The 19,676-nt window shown below is 75.5% G+C and carries 17 protein-coding genes; 10 read left to right on the top strand and 7 right to left on the bottom strand.

Annotated elements, in window-relative coordinates:
* Positions 1–166: 166 nt before the first annotated feature.
* Complete coding sequence (locus tag ACGBYP_RS14880; RefSeq protein WP_411585383.1) at positions 167–3,586, bottom strand: glycoside hydrolase family 3 N-terminal domain-containing protein; 3,420 nt, start codon at positions 3,584–3,586, stop codon at positions 167–169.
* 319 nt (positions 3,587–3,905) lie between these two features.
* Here ACGBYP_RS14880 and ACGBYP_RS14875 point away from each other — a divergent pair, with 319 nt between their 5' ends.
* Positions 3,906–4,613, top strand: a complete 708-nt coding sequence (locus ACGBYP_RS14875) for a trimeric intracellular cation channel family protein (protein ID WP_411585382.1) — start codon at positions 3,906–3,908, stop codon at positions 4,611–4,613.
* A gap of 6 nt (positions 4,614–4,619) precedes the next feature.
* Here the strand turns inward: ACGBYP_RS14875 and ACGBYP_RS14870 are convergent, their stop codons facing one another.
* The gene (locus ACGBYP_RS14870; RefSeq protein ID WP_411585381.1) at positions 4,620–7,460 is read right to left on the bottom strand and encodes a SpoIIE family protein phosphatase; all 2,841 of its coding nucleotides are present in this window, start codon (positions 7,458–7,460) and stop codon (positions 4,620–4,622) included.
* Between the two features lie 146 nt (positions 7,461–7,606).
* Between ACGBYP_RS14870 and ACGBYP_RS14865 the strand changes: the two genes are divergently transcribed.
* A complete protein-coding gene (locus ACGBYP_RS14865) occupies positions 7,607–8,701 on the top strand; it encodes an EAL domain-containing protein (RefSeq protein ID WP_411585379.1) in 1,095 nt (364 codons plus the stop codon).
* A gap of 59 nt (positions 8,702–8,760) precedes the next feature.
* Positions 8,761–8,934 carry a DUF1059 domain-containing protein gene (locus tag ACGBYP_RS14860; protein WP_411585377.1) on the top strand — a complete coding sequence of 58 codons (174 nt, stop codon included), beginning with the start codon at positions 8,761–8,763 and terminating at the stop codon, positions 8,932–8,934.
* A gap of 55 nt (positions 8,935–8,989) precedes the next feature.
* On the opposite strand, the gene ACGBYP_RS14855 is transcribed toward ACGBYP_RS14860, so the two are convergent.
* Positions 8,990–9,913: an aldo/keto reductase gene (locus ACGBYP_RS14855; RefSeq protein ID WP_411585375.1), complete on the bottom strand. Its 924-nt coding sequence runs from the start codon at positions 9,911–9,913 to the stop codon at positions 8,990–8,992.
* 345 nt (positions 9,914–10,258) lie between these two features.
* Here ACGBYP_RS14855 and ACGBYP_RS14850 point away from each other — a divergent pair, with 345 nt between their 5' ends.
* Together ACGBYP_RS14850 and ACGBYP_RS14845 are read left to right on the top strand one after the other, a co-directional pair.
* Positions 10,259–10,546 carry an HU family DNA-binding protein gene (locus ACGBYP_RS14850; RefSeq protein WP_237492505.1) on the top strand — a complete coding sequence of 96 codons (288 nt, stop codon included), beginning with the start codon at positions 10,259–10,261 and terminating at the stop codon, positions 10,544–10,546.
* 151 nt (positions 10,547–10,697) lie between these two features.
* A complete protein-coding gene (locus ACGBYP_RS14845; RefSeq protein WP_411585373.1) occupies positions 10,698–11,651 on the top strand; it encodes an acetamidase/formamidase family protein in 954 nt (317 codons plus the stop codon).
* A 119-nt stretch (positions 11,652–11,770) separates the two neighbouring features.
* Here the strand turns inward: ACGBYP_RS14845 and ACGBYP_RS14840 are convergent, their stop codons facing one another.
* A complete protein-coding gene (locus ACGBYP_RS14840; protein WP_411585372.1) occupies positions 11,771–12,310 on the bottom strand; it encodes a DinB family protein in 540 nt (179 codons plus the stop codon).
* A gap of 25 nt (positions 12,311–12,335) precedes the next feature.
* Here ACGBYP_RS14840 and folP point away from each other — a divergent pair, with 25 nt between their 5' ends.
* Positions 12,336–13,196 (top strand): dihydropteroate synthase, encoded by an 861-nt coding sequence (gene folP, locus ACGBYP_RS14835; RefSeq protein ID WP_411585371.1) that lies wholly within the window; start codon positions 12,336–12,338, stop codon positions 13,194–13,196.
* Here folP and ACGBYP_RS14830 read toward each other — a convergent pair.
* On the bottom strand, positions 13,193–13,768 hold the full coding sequence (locus tag ACGBYP_RS14830; protein ID WP_411585370.1) for a DinB family protein: 576 nt from the start codon (positions 13,766–13,768) through the stop codon (positions 13,193–13,195). The genes folP and ACGBYP_RS14830 overlap by 4 nt on opposite strands.
* Positions 13,769–13,863: 95 nt before the next feature.
* Here ACGBYP_RS14830 and ACGBYP_RS14825 point away from each other — a divergent pair, with 95 nt between their 5' ends.
* Positions 13,864–14,826 (top strand): alpha/beta hydrolase, encoded by a 963-nt coding sequence (locus ACGBYP_RS14825; RefSeq protein ID WP_411585368.1) that lies wholly within the window; start codon positions 13,864–13,866, stop codon positions 14,824–14,826.
* A 10-nt stretch (positions 14,827–14,836) separates the two neighbouring features.
* Positions 14,837–15,823 (top strand): NAD(P)H-quinone oxidoreductase, encoded by a 987-nt coding sequence (locus ACGBYP_RS14820; RefSeq protein WP_411585367.1) that lies wholly within the window; start codon positions 14,837–14,839, stop codon positions 15,821–15,823.
* Positions 15,824–15,863: 40 nt separating this feature from the next.
* On the opposite strand, the gene ACGBYP_RS14815 is transcribed toward ACGBYP_RS14820, so the two are convergent.
* Positions 15,864–17,081 (bottom strand): cysteine desulfurase-like protein, encoded by a 1,218-nt coding sequence (locus ACGBYP_RS14815; protein ID WP_411585366.1) that lies wholly within the window; start codon positions 17,079–17,081, stop codon positions 15,864–15,866.
* Positions 17,082–17,158: 77 nt separating this feature from the next.
* Here ACGBYP_RS14815 and ACGBYP_RS14810 point away from each other — a divergent pair, with 77 nt between their 5' ends.
* The gene (locus ACGBYP_RS14810) at positions 17,159–17,695 is read left to right on the top strand and encodes a bacterial proteasome activator family protein (protein ID WP_411585365.1); all 537 of its coding nucleotides are present in this window, start codon (positions 17,159–17,161) and stop codon (positions 17,693–17,695) included.
* 123 nt (positions 17,696–17,818) lie between these two features.
* Positions 17,819–18,097: a hypothetical protein gene (locus ACGBYP_RS14805; protein ID WP_411585364.1), complete on the top strand. Its 279-nt coding sequence runs from the start codon at positions 17,819–17,821 to the stop codon at positions 18,095–18,097.
* Between the two features lie 43 nt (positions 18,098–18,140).
* Here the strand turns inward: ACGBYP_RS14805 and ACGBYP_RS14800 are convergent, their stop codons facing one another.
* The gene (locus ACGBYP_RS14800; RefSeq protein ID WP_411585363.1) at positions 18,141–19,676 is read right to left on the bottom strand and encodes a chemotaxis protein CheW; all 1,536 of its coding nucleotides are present in this window, start codon (positions 19,674–19,676) and stop codon (positions 18,141–18,143) included.

Genomic DNA, 19,676 nt, shown 5'->3' with positions numbered 1-19,676 from the left:
GTCACAGCGCGGCTCGACGTCCGGTGACGCGGGTCGACCCGGGCGGTGGCCGCCCTCGGCGGCGCCGACCTCCGGACAGCTCACGAGGCACCCGGACGCACCGAGGGCCACCGACCCGACGCCCGTGGAGGCGCCGGGCCGGTGGCCCTCAGCTGGTCGGGAACGGCTAGTCGACCGTCACGGTCGCCGTCCGCGAGTACTTCGTGCCGGCCACGTCGGCCACCACGGTCACCCGCACCTCACCGCGCTGGGTGGCGGTCAGCCGCCCGTCGGCGGTCACCGTCGCCCCCGCGGTGTTGTCCTCGTTCAGCGCCACCCGGTAGGTGTAGGTCACGCCCTCGGCAGCCGGGGTGAGCGCCGCCTTCAGGGCCACCCCGCGCTTGGCGTCGGCCAGCCGGGCCCGGGTGTCCGCGAAGGACACCAGCCGGTCGCCGACCGTGACGTCGCCGTCCACCAGGGCACCGTTGCGCACGACGACCGGGAAGGTCGTCGACTGCGTGTCGCCCTCGGCGACCACCGTGGCGGTGATCGTCGCGACGCCGGCACCGACCGGCTTCACCGCACCGGTCCGGTCGACCTTCGCCACCTTCGGGTCCGAGCTCTCGTACCGGACGTTGAACTTGGACAGGTCGTAGAACGAGTCGTCGTCCCGCGTCGCGGAGAGGTTGGCGTGGATCGCGTTGTCCGGCGTCGCGGTGTTGAGCACCACGCCGTCGGGGATCGCGGCCACCACACCGATGCCGGGCTTGAGCGCCCCACCGAGGGTGAAGGTGCCGGTGAGCGCCGTGGCGGCGTCCGAGGAGGCCCCCACCCGCAGCGTCCAGCGGCCCAGGTCGTAGGTCTTCCGGTCGGCCTTGGTGTCCCAGAACCAGAGGTCCTCCGCCTCGATCTCCAGCGTGACGGTGCGCGTCTCACCCGCCGGGACGGAGACCTTCTCGAAGCTCTTCAGCTGCTGGTCGGGCCGCATCGCGTCCCCGGCCTTCGGCGAGGACACGTAGGCCTGCACCACCTCGGAGCCGTCGACGTCGGAGGTGTTGCGCACGTCGACGGTCACCTCGACGGTGTCGTCCGGGTCGTAGTGCTTGCCGACCTGCAGGTTCGAGTACTCGAACTGCGAGTACGAGAGCCCGTGCCCGAACGGGTAGGTGACGTCGCCGGTGAAGTACTGGTAGCTGCGGCCGTTGCGGCCCTCGGTCGGGGTCATCACGTAGTCGCGGGCGTCCGCGAGCTGCTCGATGTCCGAGTACTGCGTGAACGGCAGCTTCCCGCTGGGGTTGACGGTGCCGAACAGCACCCGGCCCACCGTGTCGCCCTGGTACATGCCGTTGTAGGTCGACCAGACGATCGCCGCGGCGGAGTCCTTGAAGGGCTCGATGTCTACGGTGCTCACCGACTGGATCCAGGCCACGGTGCGCGGGTTGAGCCCGGCGACGGTGCTGACCAGGTCGGCCTGGCCGCGGGGCAGCTCGATGTCGGGCCGGTCCTCGTCCTCGGAGGAGTCCGAGGGGTTGCCCTGGATCGCCGGGGTGGTCGAGTTGTTGCCCGCGATGGTGCCCACGTAGGTCACGACCGCGTCCGCGTCGCGGATGGTCTGCTCCTCCGCCGGCGTCAGCTGGGGCTGGAAGGAGTCGTTCTCGTAGACGAAGTACAGCGTCTGCGCGCCGGTCGGGCCCGCGTACGCCGTCGACGCCGTGGCGCCGGCGGCGGGCACGGAACCGGCGACCTCGCCGTCCCGCGAGCCGATGCGGACGTCGAAGCGACCGCCCTCGAGGGTGGAGTTGGCGCTGCCCTGCCGGACCTCGACGCTGGCCGTGCCGGCCGGGACGTCGACGTCGGCGCCGAACCAGCCGTTCCATGCCCCGAGGGTCTGCATGCTGTTGTAGGCCGTCGCCGGGTTGCTCCACGGCTGCACCCCGCGCCAGCCGGAGAACATGTGGCTGCGCAGGATCGTCTCCGGGCTGACCCGGCCCAGCTCGTTGCCCGCAGCGTCGAGGAACCGCACCGCGGCGGGCGTGGCCGCCTGGCCGGCGGCCGGCGCGACCGGCGAGCCGACCGACGGCTTGCGCTTGTTCTCCAGGCCGGTCTTGTTCATGCCCGAGATGTAGGTGACCTCGGCGCCGGGGTTGCTCGCCTGCACCGCCTTCTCGATGCCCTGCAGCGCGTTGGAGTTCTCCGCGATGCGGGTGGGCGAGTAGTCGCCGTGCACCTCGGTGGTGGCCAGCGGGCCGACGACGACCACGTTGTCCGCGTCCTCGGTGGTGAGCGGCAGCGCCGGAGCCGCCCCCTGCGCCGGGGCGTCGTTCTTCAGCAGCACGACGGCCTCGTCGCTCATCTGCCGGGAGATCGCCAGGTGCTCGGGGCTGGAGACCTGGTTCTCGATCGTGTACTCGCCGTTGCGCCACGGCACCTGGTCGGCGGGGTCGAACTCGCCGGTGCGCATGCGCAGGGTGAAGGTGCGGGTCAGCGAGACGTCCATGTCGGCCTCGGTGACGTTGCCCTCGGCGTAGGACTGCTCCAGGTGGGTCGGGTAGTCCTGGTCCATGCAGTCCAGGTCGACGCCGGTCTTGAGCGTCCAGGCCACGGCCTGGGGCGCGGTGAGCGGTGCGGAGAAGCCGGGCGGCGTCCAGTTGTGGTTGGAGGTCTGCCACACGTCCCGGATGGCGTCGCAGTCGGAGACCACCGCGCCGTCGAAACCGAACGTGCGCCGGGCGAGGTCCTCCACCAGCTCCTTGCTGGCCGAGACCGGGGTGCCGTTGACCTCGTTGTAGGAGGTCATCAGCGACCCGGCGCCGTACTCGCCGACCAGCGCGGCGAAGGCCGGCGTGTAGTACTCGCGCAGCTCCGCCTCGCTGACGTTCGAGCTGCCGGTGTGCCGGTTGTTCTCGGAGTTGTTGGCCAGGTAGTGCTTGGGCGTCGCGACCGTCTTGAGGTACTTCTCGTCCTCGCCCTGCATGCCGACGACGAACTGCCCGCCGATCGCGGAGGTGAGGAACGGGTCCTCGCCGTAGGTCTCCTCGGCGCGGCCCCAGCGCGGGTCGCGGTCCATGTTGATCGTCGGCGACCAGTAGGTCAGGCCCTTGTTGGCCGCGGCCACGCCCGGGGAGGCGAAGTTGTTCATGGCGCGCGCCTCGTCCGAGGTCGCCGCCGCCATCCGCTTCACCAGCTCCGGGTTCCAGGTGGCCGCGATGCCGAGGCCCGTGGGGAACTCGGTGGCCTCGCCGCCCTGGTTGAGCTCCCGCTTCTGGTCCTCCGCCGCGCGGGCGACGCCGTGCAGCGCCTCGTTCCAGTAGTCGTAGGCGGCGACGCCCAGGCGCGGGATCGCGGGGGCGACGCCGGCGTTGTGCTGCCGCTCGGCGCGGAACTGCTGGATCTTCTCCGCCCGGGTCATCCGCGCGACCAGGTCCGCGGCCCGCACGTCGAAGGGCAGTGACGTGTTCCGGAAGGCGGCGAGCTGCGGGGTGGCGGCTGGGGCCGCCGGTGCCGGTGCCGCGGCGGCGACGGCGGGCGCCACCAGGCCGGCGGACAACACCGCCGTGGTGACGAGCGCGCCGACGTGGGCGCGGCGGCGGGTGACAGGTGACTTCATCGTCAGTCCATCTCGTTCGGGGAACGTGCAGGCCAGAGCGGGGGGACCGCGCCGGTGCCCGGGGGCGGTGGCGTGGTCGCGGTGGTGCGGTGGCCCGGTCGGGCGGCCACCTGGTGCTCTCGGGTGTGGAGTGACTGGGCGCGTGCTGTGAGTCACACTAGCGTTTCATCCTGCAACCGAGAAGTTCCGGTCGGGACGGCCCGCTGACCAGCGACGACGCCCACCACTGCCCCTCCCCGGCCCCGGCGACCCCGGGATCGCAGCCGTCACCCGGGACGGCCGGCGGGGCGCGCGCCGGCGACCGGGATGATGGCTCGCTGTGGAACTGGTGGCAGCGGCCGAGGAGCTGCACGTCCCCGCGGCGGTCGACCTCATCGCGATCGTCATCGGGGCGCTGACCGGCGGGCTGCTGGCCGCACGCGAGGGGTTCGCCGTCTCCGGCGTCCTGCTGCTGGCGGTCAGCACCGGCCTCGGCGGCGGGCTGATCCGTGACGTCCTGCTGGCGTCGGGCCCGCCGGTCGCGCTGACCAACACCGCCTACCTGCCCACCGTCGCGATCACCGCCGCGGTGACGTTCTGGTTCTCCGGCTGGCTGTCGCGGTTCAACCGGCTGCTGGTCGGGCTCGACGCGATCACGCTCGGGTTCTTCACCGTGATCGGGGCGCAGAAGGCGCAGCTGGCCGGGCTGCCCAGCGCCTCGGTGGTGTTCATCGGCACGCTCACCGCCGTCGGCGGGGCGGTGATCCGGGACGTGCTGCTCGCCCAGCGAGCCGACATCGTCCAGCCCGGCCCCTACAACGCCGTCGCCGCGCTGCTGGGCGCCACCGCCCTCACCGTGCTGGCCGGGCCGGCCGGGCTGCCGCCGCTGCCGGTGGCCGCCGTGGTGATCGTGCTGGTCGCCGGGCTGCGGGTGCTGTCGGTGGAGCGGGGCTGGGAGGCCCCGGTGGCGGTCGACCTGGCCGAGCGGGCCCGGGCCCGGCGGGAGCAGCGGGCCACCCGCGCCCGGCGACGCCGCCGCCGGGGCTGAGCCGGCTCAGCCCAGGTCGGTGCCCGCCCCCGGGACGACGGGCGGCGCGACCGGGATGCCCGGCGGCACGACCTGCGGCCCCGCCTCCGACGGGCGGGGCTCGTCCTGCGGGTGCACCCGGACGGCCAGCAGCGCGACGTCGTCCTCGGTGTCGGGCAGGTACATCTGCTCCAGCAGCCGGTCGCACAGCTGCTGCAGCGGCAGGTGCGCCAGCCCGCCGAGCACCCGGCACAGCTCGGCGATCCCGGCGTCGAGGTCGCGGTCGCGCCGCTCGACCAGGCCGTCGGTGTAGAGCAGCAGGGTGCCGCCACGGCCGATGGTGGCCACCCGGTCGCTGCGCGGGCTGGCGGGGTCGACGCCCAGCAGCAGGTCGGGGTCCTGGCAGTCGAGCAGCGTCACCGTGCCGTCGACGTCGATCAGCACCGGCGGCGGGTGGCCGGCGGTCGACCAGCGCACGCGGGTCTCGTCCCGGGCGAGCTCGGGGGCGTCCTGCTCCAGCCGGGCGACCAGCGCGGTGGCCAGGGTGTCCAGGTCCAGCCCGATGCCGGCCCGGTCGAGGCCGGTGAGCACCTCGGCGGGGGTGCCGCCGGTGTGGTGGCCGATGCCGCGCAGCAGCCCGCGCAGCTGGCCCATCGCCGCCGCGGCGCCGCTGTCGTGGCCGACGACGTCGCCGATGACCAGCATCGTCGCCCCGTCGGGCTGCACGAACGCGTCGTACCAGTCGCCGCCCACCTCCGCCCCGGCCGCGGCCGGCACGTACCGGACGGCGATCTCGCAGTGGTCGGGCGCCGGCGGCGCGGTGAGCATGCTGCGCTGGAGCACCTCGGCGAGCTGCCGCTGCTGGCCGAACAGCTGGGCCTGCTGCACCGCCACCCCGGCGCGCCGGCCCACCTCCAGCGCGGTGTCGAGCTCGGCGTCGGTGTGCGGGCCGCGCTCGGCGTCGCGGTAGATGCCCAGTGCGCCGAGCGTCCGCCCCCGGGCGGCCAGCGGGACGACGATGCCCGAGCCCGGGGCCAGCCGGGCGAGCATCTCCCGGGCCGCCCGGTCGGGCAGCGCCCGCTGCACGTACTCGGGGTCGATCGCGCCGACCACCATCGGGCGCCCGGTGCGGGTGACCACCCGCGCGGCCGCCTGGTCGGTGATGCCGGCGACCATGGCGCGCACGTAGGCGGCCAGCTCGGCGTTGCGGGCCGGGTCGCGGTGGGCCGAGGCCAGCTGGCGCATCCGGCCGTGCTCGTCGGGCACCACGACCCAGCACCAGTCACCGAGGGCGGGCACGACCAGTCCGGCGAGCCGGCCCAGCTGCTCGGTGATCTCGAGGGTGTCCGACAGCACCCGCCCGGCCTCGGCGAGCAGCTCCAGCCGGGCGTTGGCCACCCGCAGCGCCTCGACCGCGGCGTCGCGCTCGGCGTCGGCCTGCAACCGGGAGACGCTCAGCCCGATCTGCGCGGTCAGCGCCTCCAGCAGCTCGACGTCCTCGTCGGCGAAGGTGCGGTCCTGGCCCCAGACCGCGACGAAGCTGCCCAGCAGCCGACCCTCGACCCGCAGCGGCAGGGCGGCCACGGCGCGGACACCGACCAGGTCGCCGATCTCGGCCATCCGGGGGAACCGGGCCACCGCACTCGCCCGGTCGGCCAGCAGCACCCGCTCGCCGTGGCGGGCCACCCACTGGGTGGGCAGCTCGTCGTCCAGCGCGATCTCCACACCCCCGGCGGGCAGGTCGACGGCGGCACCGGACTCGACGGCGTCGACCAGGCGGCTGGTCAGGTGCAGCCGCAGCGGGCCGCCGCCGGTGTCGAAGGCGGCCAGCGCGCTGGCGTCGGCGCCGAGCACGGCCGCGCAGCCGCGCAGCGCCACCTCGGCGAGCTGCTCCATGCGCTGGGCGTTGGCCAGGTCGGCGGCCACCTCGGCGATCGCCGCCGCGCGCTGGACCGCCGACAGCCGCCGCGCCGAGGCCTCGCGGGCGTCGGTGACGTCGACGGTGGTGCCGATCAACCGCACCGGCTCACCCCGCGGGTCGCGCACGACCCGGCCCCGGGACACCGTCCAGCGCTCGCTGCCGTCGGGCCGCAGCACCCGCATCTCGACGGTGAACTCCCCGCCGCCGGCGAGCGCGGCCGCCATCGCTTCGCGCACCGGCCCGTGGTCGTCGGGGTGGATGCTGGTGACCAGCACCTCGTCGCCGTCCTGGATCGTGCGGGCGCCGTCCAGCCCGAAGATGGCGGCGTTGCGCTCGTCCCAGTGCACGACGCCGGTGCGCAGGTCGCGGTCCCAGGTGCCCACGGAGGCGGCCTCAAGGGCGACGTCGAGCCGGGCGAGGGAGGCCCCGACCGCTGAGCGGGCCGACGAGAGCTCCAGCTCGGCGACGACCGAGGCGGCCAGCTGCTCGAGCAGCTCGGCGGCGTCGGCCGACCAGTCGCGCGGCTGCGGGGCGTAGACCGCCAGCACCCCGACGACGTGCCCGGACGCCGCCACCAGCGGCACCCCGAGGTAGGACCGCACCTGCCCGGACACCACCCCCGGCAGGTGGGCGACGCGCGCGTCGGCCGCGGTGGCCGGCACGTGCAGCGGTGCGCCCGTGCGGACGACGAGGGCGGAGAAGGCGCCGGTCAGCGGGGCGGGCCCGCCGACCACCCCGGCCGGGAGCCCGTGGCCACCGACGACCACGTCGGCGTCGGTGAAGAGGGTGACCTTCGCGTGCGCGGCGCCGACCAGGCGTGCGGCGAGCGCCGACAGCCGGTCGAAGGCGGCCGGGCCGGCGGTCTCCTCGAGCAGACGGCGGGCCGCGGCCACGCGGTGCGGGTCGGTCAGCGGGTCGGGCGCTGCCGCCGGACCGGGTGCGTCCACCACCGTCGACCTCCCCCTGTGCTCCCGGCGGGAACTCCCCCGCTCACCGCCGTCCAGGTGCCGGACGCCCCCATGCTGGCAGATCGGCGGTCCGTTCCCCGGACCCCGCGCTCAAGCACCCGTCGGCGGCGTCCGATCTGGAGGAGGTGACGTCGACGCTGCCCGCCCGTTGGGACTGCCGCCCGCTGCTGGCCGGCGAGGACGACCTGTCGGTCGTCTTCCAGCCGATCGTCGACCTCGCCGGGGCCACGGTCGCCGGCTACGAGGCGCTGGCCCGCTTCCCGGGGACCGCCGCGCCCGACGTGTGGTTCGCCGCCGCCCACGAGGCCGGGCTGGGCGCGGAGCTGGAGGCGCTCGCGCTGCGCAAGGCGCTGGCCGCCCTGCCCGACCTGCCGCCCAACACCTTCCTGACCGTCAACGTCAGCCCGCACCTGCTCGGCACCCCGCCGGTGGCCGCCGCCCTCGCCGCCCCGCCCACGCTGCGCCGGGTCGTGGTCGAGCTGACCGAGCACATGCCCACCCCCGACCTGGCCGCGCTGCGCGAGGAGACCGCCCTGCTGCGGGGCCGCGGTGCCCTCATCGCGATCGACGACGCGGGCTCCGGCTACGCCGGACTGCAGCAGCTGGCCGAGGTGCGGCCCCAGCTGGTCAAGCTGGACCGGGCGCTGGTCGCCGGCGCCGACACCGACCCGGTCAAGGCCGCGCTGGCGGAGATGGTCGGCACGTTCACCAGCCGGATCGACGCCTGGCTGCTCGCCGAGGGCATCGAGACCCCCGGGGAGCTCGCCGTCTTCGCCCGGCTCGGCGTCCCGCTGGCGCAGGGCTGGCTGCTGGGCCGGCCCACGCCGCACTTCGCCCCGCTCGCGCCCGAGGTCGTGCAGCTCGTCCGCGCCCAGGTCGCCCGCGCCCAGCTCGTCGAGAGCGTGGCCAGCCTGCTGCGCCCGGTCCGCCAGCACGAGGCCGCGGACGACACCGTCTCCCCGCCGCCCTACGTGCTGATGGACGACGCGGGGGCGCCGGTCGAGCTGGTGCTGGCCGATCCGCGCACCAACGTCGCCTACCGGGCGCCGGTGTCGCTGCGGGTGCCGCCGTCCGCGCCGGTCACCGAGACGCTGCAGCGGGCGCTCACCCGCTCGCCGGTGCACCGCTTCGACCCGGTGCTGTGCACCGACCGCGCCGGCGTCGTCGTCGGCCTGCTGCGCGTCGAGGACCTGGCCGCCGCCGCTGCGGCCGGCACCTGACCCTCCCTGCTCCCGCCCGCCGTCCGGCGGCCGGGCCCTCCCGATCACACGGAGTCGCGATGAAGAGCTTTGCCTGCGGGGACGTCGTCCCCGGCTGCACCCAGACGTTCACCGGCCCGGACGACGGCGCCGTGCTCTCCCAGGTCGCGGTGCACGCCTCGGCCGACCACGGGCTGACCACCGTCCCGCCCGAGCTGGTCGAGCAGGTCCGCGCCGCGATCGTCTACGCCTGAGGCGCGTGATGGAGTCCCAGCGCTGCGTTCTCGGCGCGCTGGGACTCCATCCGCGTCAGGAGCTGGCGTCGGTGAGGCGCTGGCGCTCGTCGTCGGTGAGCACCAGGTCCTGCATCGGCAGCAGGTCGGCGAGCTGCTCGACCGAGCGGCCGCTGGCGATGGGCGCGGTGACGGCGGGCTGGTCGGCCAGCCAGCGCAGCGCGACCGCCGCGCCGGTGACGGCGTGCGCCTCGGCGACCTCGGCCAGGGCCGCCAGCACCCGGTCGCCCTTCTCCCCCACGTACTGCGCCGCGCCCTTGGCCCGCGGCGAGTCGATGGTCTCCCCGGCGGCGTACTTGCCGGTCAGGAAGCCGCGGGCCAGCCCGAAGTAGGGCATCGAGCCCAGCCCGCGCTCGGTCACGACGCCGGCCAGCGCGTCCTCGTAGACCGGGCGCTCCATCAGGTTGTAGTGCGGCTGCAGCGCCACGTAGCCGGTGACGCCCAGCCGGTCGGCCGTGTCGAGGGCCTCGGTCAGCCGCTCGGCGGTGTAGTTGGACGCCGCCACGTAGCGGACCTTGCCCGCCTGCACCAGCGCGTCGAAGGCGGTGAGGGTCTCCTCCAGCGGCGTCGTCCCGTCGTCGTAGTGCGCGTAGTAGAGGTCGATCGTGTCGACCTGCAGGTTGCGCAGCGACCGCTCGCACGCGTCGCGGATCTCGCCCGCCGACAGCGGGTGCTCCTTCTCGCCCGGGCTGGCCTTGGTGGCCACGACCATCCGGTCGCGCACGCCGCGCTCGGCCATCCAGTTGCCCAGGATCGTCTCCGACACCCCGTTGCCGTACATCTCGGCGGTGTCGACGAACGGTGACTGGGTGCTCGGGACGGCGTCGAGGAAGCGGTCGAGCAGGGCGAAGGACGTCGCCTCGTCGGCGGTCCACCCGAAGACGTTGCCGCCCAGGCAGAGGTCGCTGACGGTCAGGTCGGTCCTGGGGAGCTGAGGCATGCCCCCACGTTATGTCCGCCCGCGGGAGGTCGCGCGACGGGGCGGAGCGGCCCCGGAGACGTGACGAGAGGGGCGGATGAGCGGGAAATCCGCGGGAATCCGGGCCCAGCGCTGGCAGGACGGGCCGTCACGTGGCAACGTGCCCGCCGTTCCCGGACGACGACGGGGACGGCCGGACCCGCCCACGGGACCCCCGCCGCGCACCCGGTGCAGGGCGGCAGGGCACCGTGGAGGACCCGGACGTCCGCGCGGACCCCGGGACGCGACCGGTCGGACCGGGCGCGACACGAGCTGCGACCGCTCCACCGGGGCCGGCCGCGAGAACCCACTTCGAGAGGAACCACGATGAACAAGGCCGAACTCGTCTCTGCCATCGCCAAGCGCGCCGACGTCCCCACCGCCACGGTCGACTCCGTGATCAACGGCCTGCAGGAGGAGCTCGTCGAGGCCATCACCCGCGGCGACAAGGTCGCCCTGCCGGGTCTGCTGACCGTCGAGCGCTCGCAGCGTTCGGCCCGCACCGGCCGCAACCCGCAGACCGGTGAGTCGATCGAGATCGCCGCGGCCCACACCGCCAAGGTGACCGCCGGCTCCAACCTCAAGAAGGCCGCTGCCGCCGTCCCGGTCAAGTGACACGGGGCCCGGCATCCGGGCCGCACCAGCACTGACGACGCCCCCGTCAGCCGCCGACCACCCGGTCGGCGTGCTGGCGGGGGCGTCGCGCGTCCGGGCGGGTGGCTCCGCCGCCGGCACCGCTGTCGGACCCCTCCACCAGGATGGGGGCATGGAGCCCCGCCACGTCCTGCTGCCCGACGAGCGCACCCTGCACGGGCACTGGGACCCCTCGCTCCCGCCCGCGCTGACCGTCGAGCCCGGGACGACGGTGCGCATCGGCACCCTGGACTCCGGCTGGAACAGCGGCCCCTACACCGGCCCGGACACCGTCGCGGGCCTCGCCGTCCGCCCCCGGCACCCGGCGCACGACCCCGCGGCCGGGCACGCGCTCACCGGCCCGGTCGCGGTCGCCGGCGCCGAGGTCGGGCAGGTGCTCGCCGTCCGGATCGACGGCGTCGTCCCGGGCGCGTTCGGCACCACCTACGTGGGGCTGCGGTCGACGGCGCTCAACGAGCGGCTGGGTGTGACCGCCGACCCGAAGGTGCACCGCTGGACCCTCGACGCCACCGCCGGGGTCGGCCGCAACCACGCCGGGCACTCGGTCGCGCTGCGACCGTTCCTGGGCGTGATGGGCGTGCCGCCGGCCGAGCCGGGACAGCACTCGACCATCCCCCCGTACTGGCACGGCGGGAACATCGACTGCCGCGAGCTGGTGGCCGGTTCCACGCTGTACCTCCCGGTGACCGTGCCCGGCGGGCTGCTGTCGGTCGGCGACGGGCACGCCGCGCAGGGCGACGGCGAGGTGGCCGGGACGGCGATCGAGTGCCCGATGGACGCCGTCGACCTGCACCTCGACGTGCTGCCCGACCTCTTCGGCGCCCCGGTGCGCACACCCGTGGCCCGCACCCCGGCCGGCTGGGTGACCATGGGCGTGGCCGACGACCTCGACGAGGCGATGGCGACCGCCCTGGACGCCATGCTCGACGTGATGGCCGCCGTCCACGGCATCGGCCGCTCCGACGCCCTGGCGCTGGCCAGCGTGGTCGTCGACCTGCGCGTCACCCAGGTGGTGAACCAGGTGGTCGGCGTCCACGCCGTCCTCCCCTGGGGCGCCGTCCGCTGACCTCTGCCGGGATCAGGTGACCTGATCGTCCTTGCTCCTGGCTCACCTCCTGCGGTGAGCCAGGAGCAAGCGCGGTGAGCTCACCTGATCCCGGAGCGAGCTGGACGGCGGCGGCCGCCTCAGTCGCCGGTGGCGCCGTCGATGCGCTCGCGGAGCAGGTCGGCGTGGCCGTTGTGCCGGGCGTACTCCTCGATCATGTGCAGGAACACCCAGCGCAGCGACACCCGCTCGCCGTACCGCAGCCCCGCGCCCAGGTCGTCCAGCGAGTCGTGCGCGGCGGCCACGGCGCGGCTGGCGTCCAGCTCGGCGGCGAAGGCGGCCAGCTCGTGCGGGACGGCGCGGGCCGGGTCGTCGCCGTCCGCGCCGACGCCGCTGAAGTCGACGTCCTCGTGCTCGCCCCAGTACAGCGGCGGCGCGTCCTGCCCGGCGACGGTGCGGGCGAACCAGTGCCGCTCGACGTCGGTCAGGTGCCGCACCAGCCCGCGCAGGCTCAGCTCGGACGGCGGCACCGACCGCTCCCCCAGCTGCTCCGGGGTCAGCCCCGCGCACTTGGTCAGCAGCGTGGCCCGGTGGAACTCCAGCCAGGCCTCCACCGCCGCCCGCTCACCGTCGCGGTAGGGCGGATCGACGCGGTCGGGGACGTCGGGGAACTCGGTCACGGAGGCAGTCTGGTGGGATGACCCGGTGCTGCGCATCGGCTCCACGGACGTCCCCGACGGCGGGCTGGTCGTGATGGCCATCGTCAACCGCACCCCCGACTCCTTCTACGACCGCGGCGCCACCTACGGACTCGACGCCGCGCTGGCCCGGGTCGACCAGGTGGTCGCCGAGGGCGCGGACATGGTCGACGTCGGCGGGGTGAAGGCCGCGCCGGGCGCGGAGGTCGACCCGGCCGAGGAGATCCGCCGCACCGTCGACCTGGTCGCGCGGATCCGGGCCGCGCACCCCGCGCTGCCGATCTCCATCGACACCTGGCGGGCCGAGGTCGCCCGCGAGGCGCTGGCCGCCGGCGCCGACGTCGTCAACGACGCCTGGGGCGGGGTCGACCCGCAGCTGGCGGTGGTCGCCGCGCAGGCCGGCGCCGGCATCGTGTGCACCCACGCCGGCGGGCTGCCGCCGCGCACGAGGCCGCACCGGGTCACCTACGACGACGTGGTCGCCGACGTGGTGCGCCGGACGACGGCGCTGGCCGAGGCCGCCGTGGCCGCGGGGGTCGACCCCGAGCGGGTGCTGGTCGACCCGGGGCACGACTTCGGCAAGAACACCCGGCACTCGCTGGAGGCCACCCGGCGGCTCGACGAGCTGGTCGCGACGGGCTGGCCGGTGCTGGTGGCGCTGTCGAACAAGGACTTCGTCGGCGAGACCCTCGACGTCCCGGTCGGGGAGCGGCTCACCGGCACGCTGGCGGCGACGGCGGTCAGCGCGTGGCTGGGCGCCCGGGTGTTCCGGGCGCACGACGTGGCTGCGACCCGGCAGACGCTGGACATGGTGGCCGCGATCCGCGGCGACCGGCCGCCGGTGCGCACCACCCGCGGCCTGGCCTAGCGCGCGGCCTCGGCGGCCGCCTGGACGCGGGCGCGGTGGGCGGCCCAGCGGTCGGGGTCGTCGGCGACGCGCTCGGCGTAGCGCGGGAGGTCGCCGAGCGCGCCGTCGGCCAGCTCCCGGACGACGTCGGCGTGCCCGGCGTGCCGCGAGGTCTCGGCGACCAGGTGCACCAGCACGCGGCGCAGCGTCGGCCGCCGGCGCTCCTCCGGCCACCAGGGCACGAGCCCGGTCGCGTCCAGGTCCAGCGCGGCCACGGTCTCGTCGCCGTGCGCCCAGACCCGGCGGTAGAGGTCGACGACCTCCCCGCGGGACTCGTCGGCCGTGGCCCACATGTCCGACCCGGGCTCGGCGTCGTCCGCGGCCCAGGGCACCGTCTCCGGGAACGGCCGGCCGAAGACCTCGCCGAGGTGGCCGGCGTCCACCGCGGTCAGGTGCTTGACCAGGCCGAGCAGGTTGGTGCCGGTCGGGGTCAACGGGCGACGCACGTCCAGCTCGGAGGCGCCCTCGAGCTTCCAGACGACCGCGTCGCGGCCGCGCTGCAGGTACTCCAGCAGGTCGGCCCTCTCCCCCATGACCGCGACCCTGCCACGGGCCGGGCCCGCCGCCGACGGGCCGGACCGCGCTCCCGGTGGCACGATCTGCCACCAGGGACGACGAGGGGACGCACATGGCCGGGCTGGACGCGCGGGTGCAGGTGTTCGGCCGGCTGCTGCGGCTGGCCTCGGTCACCCGGATGTCGGAGGAACGGCTGGCCTCCGCCGGCGGGCGCGGCATCGGGCACAACCCGGTCACCGACCTGCTCCTCGGGGCGGTCGCCCGCGGCGTCACCGTGACCGACGGGACGGCGGCGGGGCAGGTCGGCCTGCGGCCGGTGCGCACCTACCGGCCCACCGGCGTCGCCGGCACGCTGCCGCTGGTCGTGGTGTTCCACGGCGGCGGCTGGGTGCTGGGCTCGCTCGACCAGTCCGACTGGCTGTGCAGCACCGTGGCCGTGCAGCTGGGCGCCGTCGTCGTCTCGGTCGACTACCGGCTGGCCCCGGCCGACCGCTGGCCCGCCGCCGCCGAGGACTGCTACGCCGCCACCGTCGACCTGGCGGCGCGGGCCGGGGAGCTCGGCGCCGACGCCGACCGGCTCGCGGTCATGGGCGACAGCGCCGGCGGCAACCTGGCAGCGGTGGTGAGCCTGATGGCCCGCGACCGCGGCGGCCCGGCGATCGCGTTCCAGGGGCTGCTCTACCCGGCGACCGACCTCACGATGGCCAGCGCCTCGATCGCGGAGAACGCCGACGCCCCGATCCTGACCCGCGCCGACATGCTGGCCTTCCGCGCCCACTACCTGGGCGGCGCCGACCCGGTCGAGCCGTACGCCTCCCCGCTGCTGGCCGCCGACCACTCCGGGCTGCCGCCGGCGCTGGTGCAGGTCGCCGAGCACGACCCGCTGCGCGACGACGGACGGCGGTACGCCGAGGTGCTGCGGGCCGCCGGCGTGCCGGTGCGGCTCACCGAGTACGTCGGGATGCCGCACGGCTACCTCAGCTTCCCGCGGCTGTGCCGGTCGGCGCCCCAGGCGGTCGCCGAGCTGGTCACCGAGCTGCGGACCGCCCTGGCCGCCCGACCGGCCGCGGCATAGCGTCGGCGCCATGCGCGCTGTCACGATCTCCGAGCCCGGTGGCCCCGAGGTGCTCGGCTGGGGCGAGGTGCCCGACCCGGTCTGCGGCCCCGGCGAGGTGGTCGTCGACGTCGCAGCCGCGGCGGTCAACCGCGCCGACCTGATGCAGCGGCAGGGCAACTACCCGCCGCCGCCAGGCGCGAGCGACGTCCTGGGCCTGGAGTGCAGCGGCGTGATCAGCGAGGTCGGCGCCGAGGTCACCGGCTGGGCGGTCGGCGACGAGGTGTGCGCGCTGCTGTCCGGCGGCGGGTACGCCGAGCGGGTCGCCGTCCCGGCCGGTCAGCTGCTCCCCCGCCCGGCCGGGGTCGAGCTGGCCACCGCCGCCGCGCTGCCCGAGGTCACCTGCACCGTCTGGTCCAACGTGTTCATGCTGGCCGGGCTGCGCGCCGGCGACGTGTTCCTCGTGCACGGCGGCTCCAGCGGCATCGGCACCATGGCGATCCAGCTCGCGGCCCGGGCCGGCGCACGGGTCGCGGTCACCGCCGGCAGCCCGGAGAAGCTGGCCTTCTGCCGCGAGCTCGGCGCCGACATCACCGTCGCCTACCGGGACGAGGACTTCGTCGAGGCGGTCCGGACGGCGACCGGCGGGCACGGCGCGGACGTCGTCCTGGACAACATGGGCGCGGCCTACCTGGCCCGCAACGTCGACGTCCTGGCCGACGGCGGGCGGCTGGTGGTCATCGGCCTGCAGGGCGGCGCGCGGGCCGAGCTGGACCTGGCCAGACTGCTCGCCAAGCGGGGCAGCGTGACGGCGACCGCGCTGCGGTCCCGGCCGGCGACCGGGCCGGGGGGCAAGGCCGAGATCGTGGCGGCCGTGCGGCGCGAGGTGTGGCCCGACGTCGAGCGCGGCGTCGTCCGGCCGGTCGTCGACCGCCGGCTGCCGATGTCCCGCGCCGGCGAGGCGCACGCCCTGCTGGAGGCCAGCACCCACATCGGCAAGGTCCTGCTGGTGCCCTGATGGAGTCCCAGGGCGCGGAAAACGCACCCCTGGGACTCCATCAGCGCAACGAGGCGACCGAGTCGAGCAGGTGCTCGACCTCCTCGACGGTGTTGTAGTGCATCAACCCCAGCCGCACGGCACCGCCGGACTCGTTGACCCCGATGGCGTCGAAGAGCTCGCGGCAGTAGAAGTCGCCGTCCCAGGCGCAGACGCCGCGGCGGGCGAGCTCGCGGGCGACCGCGCGCGGGCGCATCCGGGACACCGTGAACGACAGCGTGGGCGTGGCGTACCGGGGCTCGCCGAGCACCTGCACGTGCCCCATCGAGCGCAGCCCGCGGTCCAGCCGGGCGAACAGCGCGCTCTCGTAGGCGCTCACCGCGGTCATCGCGGTGGCCAGCCGCTCGCGCCGGGTGCCCTCGGCCTCCGGGCAGAGGCCGGCCAGGTGGTCGACGGACGCGGCGACCCCGGCGTAGAGCTCGTAGGGCGGGGCGCCCAGCTCGAACCGGTCGGGCACCCGGTCGGGGGCGGGGACGAGCTTGTCCGGCCGCAGCTCCTCGAGCAGGCCGGGGTGGGCGACCACCGCGCCCACGTGCGGCCCGCCCCACTTGTAGGCCGACAGCGCCAGGAAGTCCGCGCCCAGGACGTCGACGTCCAGCAGCGCGTGCGGAGCGGCGTGCGCACCGTCGAGGTACACCAGCGCCCCGACCCGGTGCGCGCGCAGGGCGATCGCGGCGACGTCCGGGCAGGTGCCGATGGCGTTGCTGGCCGCGGTCACCGCGACCAGCCGGGTGCGGCCGGTGAGCAGCTCGTCGTACTGCCAGTCCGGCAGCTCGCCGGTCTCGATGTCGACCTCGGCCCACCGCACCACCAGGCCGAACTCGGCGGCGATCTGCAGCCACGGGCGGACGTTGGCGTCGTGGTCGAGCCGGCTGACCACGATCTCGTCGCCCGGCCGCCAGTGCTTGGCCAGCGCCCGGGCCACCGCGTAGGTCAGCGTGGTCATGTTCGGCCCCAGGACCACGCCGGCCGGCAGGCCGCCGACGAGGTCCGCGACGGCCGTGCGGGCGCCGGCGACCAGCTGCTCGGCCCGGGCCGAGGGGGCGAACACCCCGCCGCGGTCGGCGATCGGCACCCGCATCGCCTGGGACACCGCGCGCACCACGCTCTCGGGCACCAGCGAGCCCCCGGGCCCGTCGGCGTGCACCAGGCCGTCGGACAGTCCCGGGAACAGCCCCCGGACCCGGGCCACGTCCAGCCGGCCCTCCCCCGACGCCATGCACCGGAGCGTAGTTCGGGCGGCGACCGCACCGGGCGCCTCGGCGTGTCCGTCCGGCGCCGGGGCAGGATGGGGGCATGACAGCACCAGGCAGCGGTGACCCCCGCTCGCAGCAGGTCCTCGTCGTCGGGCCGGACGGCCAGCCGGTCGGGGCGCTGCCCGCGCAGCACGAGGACGTCGACGGCGACGGCGCGGGCGGCATCGGCGACCTGGTCGAGCAGCCGGCCAAGGTCATGCGGATCGGCACGATGATCAAGCAGCTGCTCGAGGAGGTGCGCGCCGCGCCCTTGGACGACGCCAGCCGCAACCGGCTGCGCGACATCCACGCCTCCTCGATCCGCGAGCTCGAGCAGGGCCTGGCCCCGGAGCTGCGCGAGGAGCTGGAGCGCATCGCCCTGCCGTTCAACGAGGACGAGACCCCCTCGGACGCCGAGCTGCGGATCGCCCAGGCCCAGCTGGTCGGCTGGCTGGAGGGGGTCTTCCACGGCATCCAGACCGCGCTGTTCGCCCAGCAGATGGCCGCCCGCGCGCAGCTGGAGGAGATGCGCCGCAAGGCGCTGCCCGGCGGCGCGACCGGCCCGGACGTGCGGCCCGGCGGCGGTCAGTACCTCTGAGCAACCACCCGGTTCACCCGATCGGGTGGTCCCGGGTGTCCCGCGTTGCCGAGCACTGTGCCGGTCGTCACCGTCGGTGACCGGAGGCTGGAGACACCGGCCCCCGTCCACGGGAGGACCAGCATGACCGCAGCACACCAGCCCGGCACGATCGGCCGGACGCCCGGCTCCAACGGCCTGGCCACCGCCGGGTTCGTCACCGGCCTGCTCAGCCCGATCGCCGCGCTCTTCATCCCGATCGTCGGCATCGTGCTCGGCGTCCTGGGCATCGTGCTCGGCCTGCGCGGCCGCAAGCAGGGCACCTCGACCGGGCTGGCCACCGCCGGCGTCGTGCTCGGCGCGGTCGGCATCGTGCTGGCGGTCGTCCTGGTCGTCGCGGCGGTCGCGGTCGTCAACAGCTGACCCAGTCCGCCGGCCGGGAGCCCGCGCTCGCCGGCCGGCGGACTCAGCCGGCGACCAGCTCCTCCGACCAGGACGAACGGGGCGCCGGGACGGCGACCGGCCCCTGTACGGCGCGGGCCACCCGCTGCAGGTCCAGGCCGGGCAGCAGCCGGGTCTCGCCGCCCACCTGCACCAGCGGGGAGGTCTGCAGCACCCGCTCGAGCTGGTCGGCGCCGCGGTCGCGCACCTGCTCGGGGTCGGTCCAGGTCAGCGGGTCGATGCTGCGCAGCGTGTCGACGGCGAACGCGACCGACGTCCCGTCGACGTCCACCAGCAGCAGGCAGGTCGACGCGGTGACGGGCAGGCTGGGCAGCCCGATCAGCGACGCCAGGCAGAGCACCGGCACCACCGTCCGCCGGTGCGTGACCAACCCGAGCAGCCCCGGCACCGACGTCCGGGTGAGCGTGTCCGGGAACGGCAGGATCTCGCTGACCTGCTCCAGCGGCGTGGCGACGTCCCGGCCGATCGAGTACGTCAGGTACGCCGGCGCCCCGCTGGCTGCGGCGGCCGCAGCGGCCACCGTCGACGCGTCGCCACCGTGCGTGGGCTCCAGCGCGGTGTTCACCGACGCGAAGCCCGACAGCTGGGCGTCGGCCAGCAGCGCCGGGCCGTCCAGCACCAGGCAGTCACCGACGGCGTCCACCTGGACCATGCCGTCGAGCAGGTCGGGCCGGGGCAGGGCGAACGACGGGGTCGGCAGGACGTCGTCCTGGTCGACGTGGGCCAGGTCCAGCAGCTCGCTGAGCGCCAGCACGACGTAGCCGTGCCCGAGGTCGAGCACCAGGCCCGCACCGGTGTCGGCGCGGGCGAGCTCGCCGAGCCCGAGCAGGACCAGCGGGTCCACGACGGGCACCTCCCGGTCGTCGAACACGACCGTCCCCGGGCACATCCGGCTGGTGATCACCGACGGACGCAGGTCCGGCGTCGGGATCGTGGTGTGCACGTGGGCGGCGTCGACGGCCAGCCGGTACTCCCCGCAGCGCAGCACGGTGAGCGTGCGGCGACCGGCCACCGGCCCGCCGTCGCGCACGGCGGCGGAGGCCCGGGTGACGTCGGTGACCGTGGGGACGCCCGGCAGCTGGAGCACCGCCGCGGCGTCCAGCACGCTGTAGGCGCGGCCGGTCCCGGGGTGGCGGAAGGTGTGCGAGAACAGCAGCCCGCCCCCGTGCGCGGAGGCGGTCACCAGGACGTCGGCGGCGACCTCGCAGATGCCCTGCACCTGGTCGGCCAGCAGCCCGAGCACCCGGTCGCCCGAGGCCACGACCACGACGACCTGGTCGGCCCGCCGGTGCTGCGGGCGGCCGGTGACCGCCTGCAGGTCCAGCACGGGCAGCACCAGCCGGCGCAGCTCGATCGCGCCGAGCAGGCCGGGCGCCACCGCGGGCAGCCCGGCCAGCTCGGCCGGGCAGGGCACGACCTCCCGCAGCGCGGACAGCGGCAGGGCGACGTCCATGCCCGCCAGGCGCAGCAGGCCGTAGACGACGTCCCGGCCGCCGTCCTCGCCGGGTGCGGGGGGCGGGTCCTGCAGCGAGGTGGTCAC

Origin of the sequence: Modestobacter sp. SSW1-42 (assembly GCF_046635825.1) — a bacterium.
Classification (GTDB): domain Bacteria; phylum Actinomycetota; class Actinomycetes; order Mycobacteriales; family Geodermatophilaceae; genus Modestobacter.
This window is presented reverse-complemented; position numbering and strand designations above follow the sequence as displayed.